Below are 14739 nucleotides of genomic sequence, written 5' to 3' on the forward strand. Positions count from 1 at the left end.
GCCCTATAAAGGTTAGCTCCAATGAGGTTTGCTTGATACAGGTCAGCTTCCGTTAAACTGGCTTCTGAAAGGTTGGCAAAATAGACTTCTGTTTGGTGGAGTTTGGCTGCATTCAAGTTAGCCCTAGAAAGGTTGGCTCCATTCAAGTTAGCCCCGGAGAGGTTTGCACCAATCAAACCCGTCATGTACAAGTTGGCTTTACCCAATTTTGCTCCTTGCAAGTTAGCTAAAAATAACTTTGCCCCTGAGAGGTCGGCCATTTTTAAGGTCGCTTGTTGTAAGTTAGCTTTATAGAGGTTGGCTCCTTGCAGATTAGCTACACGCAGACTTGCTCCAGAGAGGTTGGCTGAACGCATGTTTGCCCCACTGAGATTAGCGCGGTTGAGATTAGCCCAACAGAGGTTTGCTCCACAAAAGCTAGCTTTTAGTAATTTGGTTTCATAGAGATTAGACCTCATGAGTTTAGCGCCGTTTAGGTCAGCCTCACTCAAGTCTGCTCCCCGGAGGTCAGCGCCACTTAAGTCAGAGCCACGTAAGTCTGCTTGTTGCAGATTAACTCCTAGCAAGTCTGCCCTTCTAATGTCGATATTACGTAAATCAAGTTTTTGATCTTTTGGGTCTTCGAGCAAATTACGTCTGCCGATGACAGTTAAAGCTGCTTGAATATCAGTGCGGATTTTTGGAAACTCTTCATGAAGGTTTTGCTCCAACTGCTGTGTTGGAGGCGACCCACCTCTACGCCTACCTGAGTAAGCTGCTTCTTGATATTCCGGGTTTTGTTGCTCTACCTTTACCTGCTGGATAGGTGTATTCTCTCGCACAAAGGCAGTGAGAATTTCCATAATTGTCCAGTGTTCTTTAGAAAAATCCTGAGCAACTCTTTCTAATGCATAAACTGCGCCTGTCCGGGTTTCAACTTTTTCATGACCAAGCTGGGCAATTGCCCCCATAAAGCGCTCTGAAATCAATCTGTCTTGATTAACTTTTGCATTTTGAATACCAATTTCTAGGTTTTTCTCAGCTGCGATCGCATTTTGCTGCATCGCTTGGGCCCGCTTTGCTGAATAATAAGTATTAAACATAACTGCCGATGCCAGAAAAACTATTGCAGTAGTTGTTAATGCTTGGTTTCTATACTGAATTTTTTCCTGAATTGACAATTCTTTAATACTGGATAAAACAAAAAAAATTACAGTCAATGAGAAGCCAAATATAACTGTTATAGTTATCAACCAATTCAAAAGAGCGTCTGTCTTTTTAGAAGACATGGTAACGATTTTCCTTACAACCTAGAATTATTACTTAGATGTTGAGGAAAAATAGTATAGCATTTAGCAGAAAATTATAATAGGTGTCAAGACACTCAATTAACTAGTTAATGACATGGAATATACTTGGCGCAAGAAGCTCGGAATACAATTCAATTATGCCTGACGACTTTTAAGAGCCGTTGCTACCCTGCCTTAACCTGAGTCCGACGATACCTCTCCCTGCCTTGAACTAAAGTTCAAGTCTGTCCTTCTCCGAGTCGGAGAGGGAGGGTTTTGCGTAGTAAAACCAGGGAGAGGTCTTTTGATTAGGCTAATGAAGTCGGCACCGCAAGGGCGCACTGGCTCCTTTTGATTTCCGCCTTGCGATACCAGTGTTTTATTCAGAGAATTTAGCTTCTCTAAGGTTTGCCCCATCGAGTATGGCATTATTGAGAACTGCCCCATTCAGCCCAGCTAGATATAAGCTCGCACAATGGAGGTTAGCCCCTTCGAGGTTAGCTTCTTTTAGACTAGCTGCACTGAGGATTGCTCCTTCTAGGTTAGCTAAATATAAGTTAGTACCTTCTAGGTTAGCTGCACTGAGAATTGCTCCGGCGAGATTAGCTTCTGTAAGGTTAGCTCCAGCAAGATTAGCTTGATAAAGATTTGTCTGTTTTAGGTTCGCCCTATTTAAATTTGCTCCTCTTATGTCCGTGTGACTCAAATCAAGTTGCTCATTTTCTGGGTCTTTATTTACATCTCTTCTAGCGATAACGGTAAGGGCTGCTTGAATATCTACACGGAGTTTTGTTGACAGGTTGCTCGTCAACTTTTCTTGGGGAATATAAGGAGCATTTTCTCGTATAAAAGTAGTAAGAATGCCCATAATTATCCAGTGGTACTGTACATGATTTTGGGCAATTTGCTCTAAATCATTAATTACAGCGACACTGGTTTCTATTGTCTTATTCCCTAGTTCTTCAACTGCTACTCTTAAACTTTTTTTTGGCGACTGATGCTGAGTTTGGTTAACTTTTTCATAAAAATCATGTATCCTCAGACATATATTCGATAGCTGCCCGTTACTAGTCGGTAAAATATTTTTTATACCCTGAAAAGCATTAATAATTACTGTCAACATTACTAAGTGATAAAATGAGGTTTCAAAAACTACTTGTAGTCACTACTCTTCATTCTTCACTATCAATTAACCCGATCATGATAATTTTGATTTATACCTATAATAAAGCATTTATAAATCATTTATGAAAACCACTAATTATAAAGGATAGCCTTCTTTTACCAGATACGCTAGGCAATAAAAAAATCTGACAACTCAAATAGTATTGTTATTAACTACTTCAATGCAGCAAAAATTACAACCTATAGTTAAAGACTTAGTGCTGATTGGTGGCGGTCACAGTCATGCAATTGCCCTGAAAATGTTTGGGAGAAAGCCTTTACCTGGTGTCCGTTTGACGTTGATTACCGCAGCCAAAAATACAGCCTATTCTGGAATGTTACCAGGACACATTGCCGGATTTTATAGCCACGATGAATGTCATATTGACTTGCGACCTTTAGCGAACTTTGCTCAAGCACGGTTGTATGTTGACAAAGTAGTTGCCCTAGACTTGGAAAATCACAAAGTTCTTTGCGCTAACGGACTTGTGGTAGATTTTGATGTGCTGTCTATTGATATTGGCAGCACTCCGGCCACAGTGTCTGTATCAGGTGCAGCAGAATATGCGATCGCAGCTAAACCAGTATCGCAGCTATTGGAACATTGGTATGAACTAATTGAAGCTGTAGGTAAAAATCCTCAAGAACCAATTAGCATTGCGATCGTGGGTGGTGGCGCTGGCGGTATAGAATTGGCGCTGTCGATGCAATCTCATTTACATCGGATTTTACGTCAAACTCAACAACCAATTCAAAATCTTGAAGTTCATTTATTCCAGCGTGGCACGGAACTGATGCCCAATTACCATTCATCAGTGCGCCATCAAATTCAGCAAATTTTAACCGCGCGAGATATTAAGCTACATCTTGGGGAAACTGTGTGTAAAGTTGCACCTACACCATACAGGGAAACTAAAGAAATGTTTGAGATTAAATGCGAATCTGGCTTGATAGTAGAGTGTAATAAAATTTTCTGGGTAACACAAGCATCCGCACCCGAATGGTTAAACAGCGCTGGACTAGCAACTGATGAGGAAGGTTTTATTTTGGTAGAAGATACGTTGCAATCTCAAACGCACCCGCAAGTGTTTGCTGCTGGTGATATTGCCACAATGGTAAATCATCCGCGTCCGAAAGCTGGGGTATTTGCTGTTAGGCAAGGTAAACCTTTATTTGAGAATTTGCAGCGAATTTTATTAGGTAAGCCGCTCAAACCCTATAGACCACAAAAACAATATTTGAGTTTAATTGGTACAGGAGACGAACAAGCGATCGCAACCAGAGGCGCTTTTACTTCACCACCTCAGAAACTATTGTGGCATTACAAAAATTGGATTGACTGCCGTTTCATGGAACGCTTTCGTAACCTCCCAAGTAGCAAGAGTAAAGTGTCTTAGCGCAGTCTACCTGAGTAAAAAAAGGTCTTACTACGCAAAAACGCCCCTCTCCAACTCAGAAAGGGACAGATTTTAATGACAGTTCAAGGCAGGGAGAGGTTTGTCAAAGTCGCTGTTTCAGCAAGTAGACACAGCTACTTTGGCATGTTTGTTAACGTAGTCTACAAATAATTGCTTTAGCCGGGGACTAACACCAGCGTGTTCAAAGAATCCAAAACCCAAATTTTTAGCTTTTGCCAAAGTTTCTTCTGGCGTTAATCCTTCCTGAATAGCAATACTTAAGAGCGCAATTCCAGTCGATCGCATCCCGGCTGCACAATGTACCACTGCTGGTTTAGGAATTTCTTCGAGTGTCGTGAGGATTTTGGTAATAGCCTCTTCATTTAAATTTTTTAAATCCACCTTGAGTGGAACATTTGTATAATGCAGCCCCAATGCTTCCGCTACTTTTTGCTCATCCTTAGAAAATCCTAGCTCATCTGGCGATCGCAGATTTAGAACGGACTTAAAACCTTCTTGGATAGCTTGCTCAAGCTGTTTTGGTATAACTTGTCCTGTTGTTGTCAAGTTTTCGTTAATCTGTATGGCGTTGATCACATTCACTCCTTTTCAATTACTAATGGCTTCCAGCTTGGTAAATAGTCTAATCAGCAAGCTTTAAGAAGATATTCAAATAAGCACCTCAAAATTAGCCAAATATCAAAATATATTGCTTGATTACTTCAAAATCTGTATTTTGAAGCTGGTTATTTTATTGCTTTATCTATAATATACGGTTTACCGATAGGGTTAAGAGGGTTTAAAACTTATTATAGGTTTTGCGTATAAAATTACCGTAGCTTATAGTTTAGGAGTTGTCATCGATTGAATTACAGAGTGCAGTCAGCAGTTATCCCCAAACTTACAAGCTATGTGCAGCGTCGCGTAGAGAAGTGTGGGCTATACCTACGCAACTAAAATTTCTCATAATATACTAAAAAGTAAAACAGGCATGTAATCTGAATACCAGCCCTGAACCTATGAGCGCTAACGAAATATCTCTTCGCCCTGCCCAAGAAACAGATGCGTGGGTGCTGAGTGCAATTCATATTGCTGCCATCAAAGCTCTACCTGGAACTTTCTACACCCGAAAAGAACTTTTAGCTTGGCGTAATAACCGTGACAAACCTGATGGATCAAATATCTTGAAGAGTATGAAAGTGGAAACTTTCTGGGTTGCGATCCAGGGAGATGTTGTAATAGGTTTTGCTAGTTTTATTGTTGATGAACTTATCGGACTGTATGTCCATCCTAAATATCAAGGTAAAGGGATCGGGCGTGCTTTAGTCCAACATTTTTGCAATGAAGCAACTAATCAAGGTATAAATAAGGTAATTACAACTGCTAGCCTCTATGCCGAAGGCTTTTATTTACGGTTGGGATTTACTGCCATCCAAAGAGCACCTCATTATTTAAGAAGTGGAATAGTTGTCCCAGTTACTAAAATGAGTAAAGTATTAGCTATTGCACCAAAATAAATTTGATCCGATATAAGAAGATTTTCAAAAGAGATTGTTAAACAGGATTTAATTGATAGTCAACACCGCAACCCAAACAACCATCCTGAACAATATGTTTCGGTTAAGGTTTTTTGATACTTCAAAGTTTCAATTTCTGACTACTCAAAGACATCTGTTGACGTTCGGAAACCAATTTCAACTCTTCTTGGTGTTGCCAAGCCCACTCTGCCAAACCTGCAATCGGTTCAATTAACTTTTCACCAAAGGGAGTCAGGTTATATTCCACTTTGGGCGGCACAATTGGATACACAGTTCGATTAACAACACCAGCTGACTCCAACCTTCTTAGGGTTTGTGTCAGCATTTTTTTTGATATTCCAGGAATTCGACGTTGAAAATCAGTATATCGCTTAGTACCAAAAGATAGAAGATAGAGTACTGGCGGTGTCCATTTATCTCCTACCAAATCCAGCATCTGCCGCATAGGACAGTTTGCGCCCAGGAGTATTTGCTCATTGTTGGGAACCATGAGGTAACTATATCACCAGAAAGTTCCTTCTTGTAAAGAAGAATCCAAATCAGGCACACTGTTTTAGTTAGCGAAAATGGAGAGATTTGGATGAAACCGTTAGAAAACAAAGTTGCCCTTGTTACTGGTGGTACTTCTGGAATTGGGCGGACTACTGCGATCGCTTTTGCTCATGCTGGTGCCAAAGTTGTTGTAGTCGGACGACGAGAAGAAGAAGGCAGTGAAACCGTCAGCTTGATTCATCAGGTAGGAAGTGAAGGTTTATTTGTGAAAGCTGATGTGTCTCAAGAAGCAGACATAGAAGCAACCATTGCCACTGTTGTCAATAAGTTTGGTAGGCTTGATATTGCCTTTAATAATGCGGGGTTGCTGGGTGAAAATGCCTTGCTGGCAGAGCAAACAGAGCAAACTTATGACCGGGTTTTTGGAGTCAATGTCAAGGGAGTTTTTCTCTGTATGAAGCATGAAATTACCCAGATGTTGGCTCAAGGTAATGGTGGGGCAATTATCAATACATCCTCCATCAATGGTTTTCGTCCTTTAGCACCTGGCTTATCGATTTATGATGCCTCTAAAACAGCTGTGGTGATGCTGACAAAAGCCGCAGCCCTAGAATATGCCTCACAAAAAATTCGGATAAATGCGATCGCACCAGGGCCAATTGAAACGGAAATGCTCAGTCAGGCGACTGGCGGTAATACCAAAGCTTTTGAGAATTTTGTTCCCGCCGGACGTTTGGGCAAACCCGATGACATTGCTAATGCTGTGATCTGGTTGTCTTCTGATGCTAGTAATTTTGTCAATGGACATACCCTGGTTGTGGATGGCGGATTACTGGCGGCGTGATCATTGTGAATGTGGGTTTTCGTAAAAACAATAGATGCAGGAGCAATCATGAGTCAACTAGAGAACAAAGTTGCATTAATTCTTGGTGGTGCAGGCAATGTAGGAGAAGGCATTGTGAGAGCATTTCTCAAAGCAGGTGCCATAGTAGCTGTGCCGTCTCGTAAAGTCGAAAAACTAGAAGAACTACGGACTTATTTAGGTGAACTTGCACAAGGCGATCGCTTTATTCCCATTGTGGGAGAAATTGGTCAAATTGATAGTGCCGAAAGTATTCGTGACCAACTGCTTAAACAATTTGGAAGGCTTGATGCTGTAGTTGCTTCCCTTGGCGGCTGGTGGCTTGGTAACAGACCTTTGACTGAAGTCTCAATCGCAGAATGGCAACAATATTTAGATAGTAATTTAACAAGTCACTTCATCGCCGCCCGTACCTTTCTACCTATTCTTCAAGAACGCAAAGGTGCTAGCTATACCTTGATTGGAGGAGCCGCAGGCGAAGTACCGATTCCCAATGTCAGCCCTGTGAGCATTTCTGCTGCTGGACAGTTGATGCTAGCTCAGGTGTTGATGGAGGAAAATAAAGGTAGTACTATCCGAATCAATGAAGTCATTGTTCATAGCTGGGTGGCAACTCGCAGCAGCAAAGAGCGCAGTCAACCTACCTGGATTACTGCTGATGACATTGGCGAATTTACAGCTTGGCTTGCTTCTGACGCAGCATCTATGGTGAATAGTAGTCTCCTACGCTTGTATGAAAAGCCTGCAACTTAACGATAAAGTTGCACCTATGGCTACTCTACCTACATACACTTTGCAAACATAAAGGATTACATTTTTTCTTAAGGGACTTCCAAAAAATAAAATGCTTAATTACATAATTATTGCTTGGAAGTCCCATAGAGAAGTGCTACGATGCTGACTCTCCAACGCTATCTCTTAAGGGGCTGTTCTTGTTAGGTCTGTATTTCACGCAATTGAGAACTGCCATATATTAGCTTTCGGTGTTTCAGGTGCAATTTTAAGAGTACGCCAACACAGGTAAGAATTATCTTGTTTAATGTTCTTGTCCCGTTGGTCGAATGAGGATTTCGTTGACATTAACGCGTGGTGGTTGGGTAACGGCATAAACGATGTCTACGACGGGCTACGCCTACGCAGCAGCAACGTCTTCGCTTTGCAGAGGCGTAATTGCCTTGCGTCGTTCTTCGATCCGTTGTTTGGCAACAGGATCAGTTATGTGGCTGTCAATTTCCGTATCCACTAAACCTGGTTCGATGATGGTGACGCGGATGTTGTCCTTGTGGACTTCTTGGCGCAATGCTTCCGAGAGGGCATTGACACCCCATTTGGTAGCATTATAAACACCAACGCCCGCCCGCGCTGTCCGACCAGCCACTGAGGAGATATTGACTATATGCCCCGATTTTTGTGCTTTAAATACAGGCAAAACAGCATGAGTAGCATATAGCAGTCCTAGTACGTTGAGGTCAAACGATCGCCGCCAGTCTGAGCTATTTCCTGCTTCAATGGTTCCTAGTAAGGCAATCCCTGCATTATTTACAAGAATATCAACCCTTCCCAATTCTGCATTTGCCTTTGCCACCAAGTTATTTACCTGGGTTTCGTCAGTTACATCAGTAACGATGGGCAATGCCTTGCCACCACTAGCTTCGATACGTTGTGTCAATGCCTGAATGCGATCGCCACGCCTAGCAGCCAGCACTACTGTTGCTCCAACTGAAGCCAAAGCGATCGCAGTTGCTTCTCCAATTCCTGCTGAAGCCCCAGTGATAATTGCTACTTTTTCATCTAATTTCCCTGTCATTTATCTAACTCCTTAGTAATTGATAATATTAGGTATTAATTATTCCTCATCTGCTCCCCCTGCCTTTTAGTAAGGTGCTATTCTGATTAATTGTTCCAGGGCGATCGCAGCAGATGCTTTATTGATCAAAAATGTTCTAGATGAATTGAAAAATTCAGAGCCATCGATTACTCAATCGGTAAGACTGGCTTTTCTAGTTGTCATATATTTGGTAGAGTACCTAGATACTCTTAACTCCAGACTCGTTCAACTACATTAACAATAATGTTGAATAAAATACGGTAATTCGATAGATTTGTTGTACTGATACTAGTTAGCAAACTATCATAGACAACTCCAAGAAGCAAGCTCTAGAGGTTTTCGTATAAGAAATGGCTCAAAAAGTTGCCTTATCTCGATTTGCATTAGCATTTATTGCAGGCTTTGTGTCTGTTTTGCTATTTCACCAAGGTGTATTGGCGCTGCTACATGCAGTGAATTTCGCACCTCGCGCCCCCTATGCAACTGCACCAACACAACCATTAGGAATCCCGCAAATTTGGTCAAGCGCATTCTGGGGAGGGATTTGGGGACTGATTTGGGTAGCCGTCGCGCCTCGTTTTCGGCATGATAAAAGCTACTGGTTAGCTGCATTGGTATTTGGTGCAATTGTCCCGACACTAGTGGCTTGGTTTGTGGTCGCACCACTCAAGGGCCAGCCCATTGCTGGAGGCTGGAAACTTGCAGGAATAGTGACAGGTTTATTGGTTAATGGTGCTTGGGGTATTGGAACTGCCGGGTTGCTGAGATTATTTTCTAGAGAGAAGTTGTTTAACAGCTAGACTTATTAGGGACTTTTACCAGTTTTTCAAGAGACTCGCTATTTGTTTGGCAAGTCTCTAAAGTTATTACCCAGAAGTTTCTGGCTCAATCCGCGCTCCAAGCTAAAGAACTCGTCCAAGATCATCAGCATTACGCCAGGTTTCAATTATTTTCCCGTCAACAATCCAATGAATGAAGATAGCCGTGAAGGTTTGCTCTCGGTCATAACTAGGTATTCCAAAGAAACTTTCCTGAAGACAGCTAAGCTGTTGGACATTTAACTTGCATATTACATATAAGTAAAACTATTGTGGGGTGGGCATCTTGCCCGCCCTGGTTATGCAAATTAAAAGTACATTAGCTTATTGGTTGCACGCACTACTACTTTGTCACCTTCAGCAATTACATCTTCAATTGTCCATTTCTGCTGGATAGCCCCAAATGAATCAGAGAGAATAACATTTATTTATCATTGATTAACTGTCGGCTGAGTGTTTTAATCGAATGCCTAAGAGACCATTTATAAAGTAAATCTTTAGACGGCTAGACGACGTAACATAATACGAGTCATAACGGCATATATGGCAGCTTCACTCATTTCAGTCAGACGTTCGTAATCTTTACTCAAACGATGGTACTGGTTAAACCAACCGAATGTTCTTTCTACTACCCAACGCTTGGGTAAAACTTCAAATTCTTTATTAGTACGGCGCATGACCTCAACATCAGCTTGAATCATCAACCAAACAGCCAGCGCAAACTTATCGCCGTCATACCTCGAGTCAACCCACATGACTTCAACTTTTTCCAATAATTCTGAGCGTTCATCCAAGAGTTCCATCAAGGCATACGCTGCAAGCACTCTTTCAGGAGCATTGCCTTCGCTCACAATCACTTTGAGCAATAGCCCAAGGCTATCAACGATCGTTTGGCGTTTTCTTCCTTTGACTAACTTGCCACCATCAAAGCGGTAGACATCCCCCTTTTTTCAGTTGTTTTTACCGACTGACTATCTGCTGCGATGCCTACGGCGAGCTTTGCTAACGCACTTGGTTGTGTTGACCTACCTAATTTTATGCGAACTTGATCACGCAGTGTATAGTTTAATTTTTCCCAAACTCCCTTGCGTTGCCATTTACGGTAATAGCTGTATACCGTTGAGCTTGGCGGGAAGTCCCCCGGAAGCATATTCCATTGGCATCCAGTTTTCAAATGATAATAGATGGCATTGCATATTTAACGCATATTTGTTGTGCGTGGATGCCCTCCTTCTTTAGCTGGTGGAATCAAGGGAGCCAAGATTTCCCACTCTAGATCAGTTAAATCTGTGGGGTGAGACTTTCGCGCCATACTGACTATCTATGTAAATACACTGCACACGAAGTATTTTATCGTTATCAGAACTCTTTTCTCCTGGCTTTTAGATTTACTTTATAAATAGCCTCTAAGGGTACAAGGAATTTTTGGGAGAAACGATAGCACAGCACGGGTTTTACCAATGCAAACAAGTAACTGGTAATATTAATATCATGCAAACTATACTAATCCTAAATCATTCGTGAAAATTGATATAAAATTTTTATTTATTATATTTTATTTCCTAAAATAGTATAGGATATGCCTAAAATTACTGTTTGCGTTTCTACTTTTAATCGTGTTCATCTCCTTCCTTATGCCATTGACAGCGTACTCAATCAGTCTGAGCAAGATTTTGAACTAATTGTTTGTGATGACGGGTCTAGCGATCGCACACCCGAATTAATGTCACACTATACAGATCACCGGATTAAATATATCCGTCATCTGCAAAATATTGGTAAAAGTAATAATATGCGCTCTGGCTTTGATGCAGCTAGTGGTGAATACTTTATTAAATTTGATGATGATGATCGGCTAACACCCGATTTTCTCGCAAGTACCGCAGCTATTCTTACTCAATACTCTAGTATTGATTTTGTTGGTACAGACCATTGGATAATTGATATTGATAATGTGCGGGATGAGGAAAAAACTCAAGAAAATTCTCATCGTTGGGGTAGAAGGACTTTACGAGCAGGTGTTGTAGATAATTTGTTGGAAGTGGTATTTATTCAGCAAAGCTTTCAAGTTGGGGCAACATTATTTCGCCGTAAAACATTGCAAGAATTAGGATATATGCAGCCAAATATGCAAAATTGTGAGGATAATGATTTATTTGTGCGTCTGGCTTTGGCTGGAAAAAAAGGTTATTACTTACCAGAATTATTAATGGAATATCGTTCCCATGCAGAGCAGCAAGGTATCAATCGGGCTATTCCTTATTTATATGATAAAATTCGATATTTAGAAAGTTATAAGTTTGATTCTGAAAAAGTAGAGATAATCAGAAAAAATCGTCTAACTGAAACGCAATTATTATTAGGTTTGCGTTTAATTGAAAAGGGGGAAATGCAAAAAGGCAGAGAGTTAGTTTTAGCAGGACACTCTTCTTCGACTGCTAAAGCTTGGACTGGTTTAGGATTATCGCTGTTACCAATTGGGTTGCGGAGTAAGGCGTTTAATGCACTACGACAAATGCGGGGTTAGGCTAGCTGTAGCTGCGTAGGTTGGGTTGAGCAACGAAACCCAACATTCTACGTTAATTGTTAGTTTCACTTCGTTCAACTCAACCTACGATGATCTGAGATATAACTCAATTTTAAATAAACAAGATACGTGACCAGCTATCAACAATATCTACCATTTTATCGCCACTTATACCTTTAATCTGTTTTTTACCACTAGGAATCTTTACTCTTGCTAATACATCCTTCAAAGATTCAAATTTTTTCTTTTTACGCTCTTTTTCCACACTTTCAGCAACCTGAACAGCTTTTTTATCAGTAAAGCCAGCAGTTCTTAATCGGAAAGTCAGTTCTAGTAAACTTAGACTATTAAATGCATCTAATGGTGTAGTTTGTTTAGGTATTTGACTCTCAATCAATTTGAGAGCCTCATATAGTTCCTGTCTTTCTCGTCTCTCTTGTGCCAGTTCTGACCTTAAATCATTAATTTGCTTTTCCAACAAATTAAAATCATTGTTTTTTGAAATCGATTCTGAATAACTTGTTTTAATTGGAGTTTTAACTCCTGGTTTGTTAGAAGAATCAATTGCTTTGAGAGATGCAATTTGCTTTAATGCTACATCCTCGTTTTCAGAAGATATAATTAAAGCGCTAACCATATCACCTTCATTAGGGTTTTTTTCTCTAGCTCTTACAGCAGAATAGTACTCGAAATGCCCATCAACTACCTCATATTGTTCAAAGCCAGTCTTTTTTACAACTAATGGTTTTAAAATGCCTCCAGATTCTAGTATCAGGTCAGCAAGAGTTTCTAAATCAGTCTCTTTAAAGTTTGAACGAGGAATATTAGAAGTAACAGTTTCAACATCTACCATAAAAAACTTAATCATTATTGCATCCCCATTTTATTTAAAACTTCTATAGCTAGAAATTCAAATTCAGCTGCGGCTTGATTTGCAGAAGGTTCATTAAGAGCAAAATCAATAATAGATTTCGGATCAGGTATTTCCATGTTACCCACTAATATAGTTTTATTAATGCAAGCAGATAAAGCTGTTCTTTCTGAGATAATACTATCCATGAGTGGCATATTATAACGATCACTAATTACACTTTTATGTTTAGCAAATGTGTATTTTAGATACTGAGCATTAGTAGAAATTTTAGATGGAAGAACACCCATAATAGTAATAGGTGGCTTTCCTAGACCTTCTTTATTTTCATTCACTTCTTGTTGAATAAAGTCTTTAACACTAGGTAATCCTTGGTTGGAAAATGGCTTTAAATCTGAAGGAATTATTAGGTAATCAGCAGCAATTAAGGCAGCTTGTGCATACACATCTAAGGATGGAGGTGTGTCGATGATTACAATATCATATTCATTTTTTACTTTTTCTAATTTTTTAGCTAGTCTCAATCGACTTGGGCCAGATTGAACAAGATTTTGCTGCAATGCAATCAAGGTAATATGTGAAGGAATAACATCAATTTCTGGATCGTTAAAAAACTTAGATTTACAAACTATATCTGGAATAAACTTAATATCGTTCTTTTCTAACAAATGATAAACATTGCAGCTTTTTAAGTCATCATCTTCCTCAAATTGAAATTTAATCAATCCTGTAGCAAAAGTTGTATTTGCTTGAGCATCTATATCAACCAGAAGAACTTTTTTTCCTTTCTTACTCAGCGCAGCCGCTAAATTGATAGCAACTGTAGTTTTACCTACGCCACCCTTATGATGATAGATTGCAATTGTCTTCATTGAATATTGCCTCTTAGTTTTAATATTTAAATCATCTTCAGCTATTTTAAACCCTGATTTATCTATAAACTGTCCTTCTTTTAGACTCTCTCTACTAATTAAACCTTTAATATTCTCTAATTTTGTCTCAACTTCCTTTCCAGAACATTGAAATATTAATTGAATATCAGTCTGTAATTTTTGATAAATTCTAATCTCTTTGCCATTAGTCAACAATCCATACCTGACATTCAAGCTGGTTAAATAATGCCTGAGTCGGAGGACATGATGATTTAAGTTTTGCTTGGGATGCTTTGCCTCCATGACGACACTCAACGGTGAGTTGGCATCTAAGACAAAGGGAATCACTTGTGCGGCAAATGCTAAGAAATCTAAGCGGATGCTACCAACGGCAACCTCTTGATGCCAGGTGTCAGGAGTATAACCTAGCTGCGGTAGCAAATATTGCACTATGAGTTTGCTTTCAACTTCGCTTTCGTTACGGCACAGCTCAGGATTAAAAGGCAATATTTTTCTACCTCTAAATAATTATTGGACTTGGGCTAAAACCTGATATTCGCTAGATTATGGCATAACCTTAATTATGTTGAGTGATATAAATCACTTACAAAGATATAAATAATCATCATAAAACTAGTATTTTTGCTGATAAAATAACCAATTTTGAGAGCTAGCCATATTCCAAAGTAACAGGCTACGTATGTATTTCTCCATTATCTTTGTAAATGGATAGAATCAAAGTGTTTACCTATTTGCGCTAAAGGTTTTGGCTACTGTATCTTGTCCCCACTGCCATCAACTCGTTGATAGTCAAGCTATTAGTTGTCCCTATTGCCGGACGACACTCAAAGCTTACGGTCATCCTGGTATTCCATTGCACCGCGCCACTGGGGGTGGGTATCTGTGCGACACCTGCACTTATCACGCTGATGATACTTGCAATTTTCCTCAGCGTCCCTACGCTAAAGACTGTACTCTCTACCAAAATATTGAAGAGACAAAGTTAGAGTTGCAACAGCAGCGTTACACTAATAGTTTTGCAATAACTGTAAAAAGTTGGGTAAAACGCAATCAGGCTTTGCTGTTACTTTTGGGTTTATTA

Annotated in this window: 14 protein-coding genes and 1 pseudogene; 7 read left to right on the forward strand and 8 right to left on the reverse strand. The window is 40.0% G+C overall.

What is annotated here, in order from left to right; all coding sequences use genetic code 11:
- Both VE944_RS10880 and VE944_RS10885 read right to left on the reverse strand, forming a co-directional pair.
- A partial coding sequence (locus tag VE944_RS10880) for a pentapeptide repeat-containing protein (RefSeq protein ID WP_324976483.1) occupies positions 1 to 1268 on the reverse strand: 1268 nt, incomplete at its 3' end.
- 379 nt (positions 1269 to 1647) lie between these two features.
- Entirely contained in the window at positions 1648 to 2391 is a 744-nt protein-coding gene (locus VE944_RS10885; RefSeq protein ID WP_324976486.1) for a pentapeptide repeat-containing protein, read from the reverse strand.
- A 223-nt stretch (positions 2392 to 2614) separates the two neighbouring features.
- Here VE944_RS10885 and VE944_RS10890 point away from each other — a divergent pair, with 223 nt between their 5' ends.
- Entirely contained in the window at positions 2615 to 3829 is a 1215-nt protein-coding gene (locus tag VE944_RS10890; protein WP_324976488.1) for an FAD-dependent oxidoreductase, read from the forward strand.
- Between the two features lie 117 nt (positions 3830 to 3946).
- On the opposite strand, the gene VE944_RS10895 is transcribed toward VE944_RS10890, so the two are convergent.
- Complete coding sequence (locus tag VE944_RS10895) at positions 3947 to 4426, reverse strand: protein tyrosine phosphatase family protein (RefSeq protein ID WP_324976493.1); 480 nt, start codon at positions 4424 to 4426, stop codon at positions 3947 to 3949.
- Positions 4427 to 4848: 422 nt separating this feature from the next.
- On the opposite strand from VE944_RS10895, the gene VE944_RS10900 reads away from it, so the two are divergent.
- Positions 4849 to 5346, forward strand: a complete 498-nt coding sequence (locus VE944_RS10900) for a GNAT family N-acetyltransferase (protein WP_324976496.1) — start codon at positions 4849 to 4851, stop codon at positions 5344 to 5346.
- Positions 5347 to 5467: 121 nt separating this feature from the next.
- On the opposite strand, the gene VE944_RS10905 is transcribed toward VE944_RS10900, so the two are convergent.
- Positions 5468 to 5857, reverse strand: a complete 390-nt coding sequence (locus VE944_RS10905; protein ID WP_324976499.1) for a winged helix-turn-helix transcriptional regulator — start codon at positions 5855 to 5857, stop codon at positions 5468 to 5470.
- 90 nt (positions 5858 to 5947) lie between these two features.
- On the opposite strand from VE944_RS10905, the gene VE944_RS10910 reads away from it, so the two are divergent.
- Together VE944_RS10910 and VE944_RS10915 are read left to right on the forward strand one after the other, a co-directional pair.
- Positions 5948 to 6703, forward strand: coding sequence for a glucose 1-dehydrogenase (locus tag VE944_RS10910; RefSeq protein WP_324976502.1), 756 nt, complete (start codon positions 5948 to 5950; stop codon positions 6701 to 6703).
- Between the two features lie 48 nt (positions 6704 to 6751).
- Positions 6752 to 7474, forward strand: coding sequence for an SDR family NAD(P)-dependent oxidoreductase (locus VE944_RS10915; protein ID WP_324976505.1), 723 nt, complete (start codon positions 6752 to 6754; stop codon positions 7472 to 7474).
- Positions 7475 to 7853: 379 nt separating this feature from the next.
- Here VE944_RS10915 and VE944_RS10920 read toward each other — a convergent pair whose 3' ends face one another.
- Positions 7854 to 8528 carry an SDR family NAD(P)-dependent oxidoreductase gene (locus tag VE944_RS10920; protein WP_324976508.1) on the reverse strand — a complete coding sequence of 225 codons (675 nt, stop codon included), beginning with the start codon at positions 8526 to 8528 and terminating at the stop codon, positions 7854 to 7856.
- 371 nt (positions 8529 to 8899) lie between these two features.
- Here VE944_RS10920 and VE944_RS10925 point away from each other — a divergent pair, with 371 nt between their 5' ends.
- Positions 8900 to 9349 carry a hypothetical protein gene (locus VE944_RS10925; RefSeq protein WP_109008263.1) on the forward strand — a complete coding sequence of 150 codons (450 nt, stop codon included), beginning with the start codon at positions 8900 to 8902 and terminating at the stop codon, positions 9347 to 9349.
- Between the two features lie 515 nt (positions 9350 to 9864).
- On the opposite strand, the pseudogene VE944_RS10930 reads toward VE944_RS10925, so the two are convergent.
- Positions 9865 to 10679 (reverse strand): annotated as a pseudogene (locus tag VE944_RS10930) (IS5 family transposase).
- Between the two features lie 267 nt (positions 10680 to 10946).
- On the opposite strand from VE944_RS10930, the gene VE944_RS10935 reads away from it, so the two are divergent.
- Entirely contained in the window at positions 10947 to 11894 is a 948-nt protein-coding gene (locus tag VE944_RS10935) for a glycosyltransferase family 2 protein (RefSeq protein ID WP_324976515.1), read from the forward strand.
- A 112-nt stretch (positions 11895 to 12006) separates the two neighbouring features.
- Here the strand turns inward: VE944_RS10935 and VE944_RS10940 are convergent, their stop codons facing one another.
- Positions 12007 to 12747, reverse strand: a complete 741-nt coding sequence (locus VE944_RS10940; protein WP_324976518.1) for a ParB N-terminal domain-containing protein — start codon at positions 12745 to 12747, stop codon at positions 12007 to 12009.
- A 14-nt stretch (positions 12748 to 12761) separates the two neighbouring features.
- Complete coding sequence (locus VE944_RS10945) at positions 12762 to 14144, reverse strand: AAA family ATPase (RefSeq protein WP_324976521.1); 1383 nt, start codon at positions 14142 to 14144, stop codon at positions 12762 to 12764.
- A 259-nt stretch (positions 14145 to 14403) separates the two neighbouring features.
- Here VE944_RS10945 and VE944_RS10950 point away from each other — a divergent pair.
- On the forward strand, positions 14404 to 14739 hold a 336-nt coding region (locus VE944_RS10950), incomplete at its 3' end, for a zinc ribbon domain-containing protein (protein WP_324976523.1).

The organism is Nostoc sp., from assembly GCF_035638895.1.
Lineage (GTDB): Bacteria > Cyanobacteriota > Cyanobacteriia > Cyanobacteriales > Nostocaceae > Nostoc.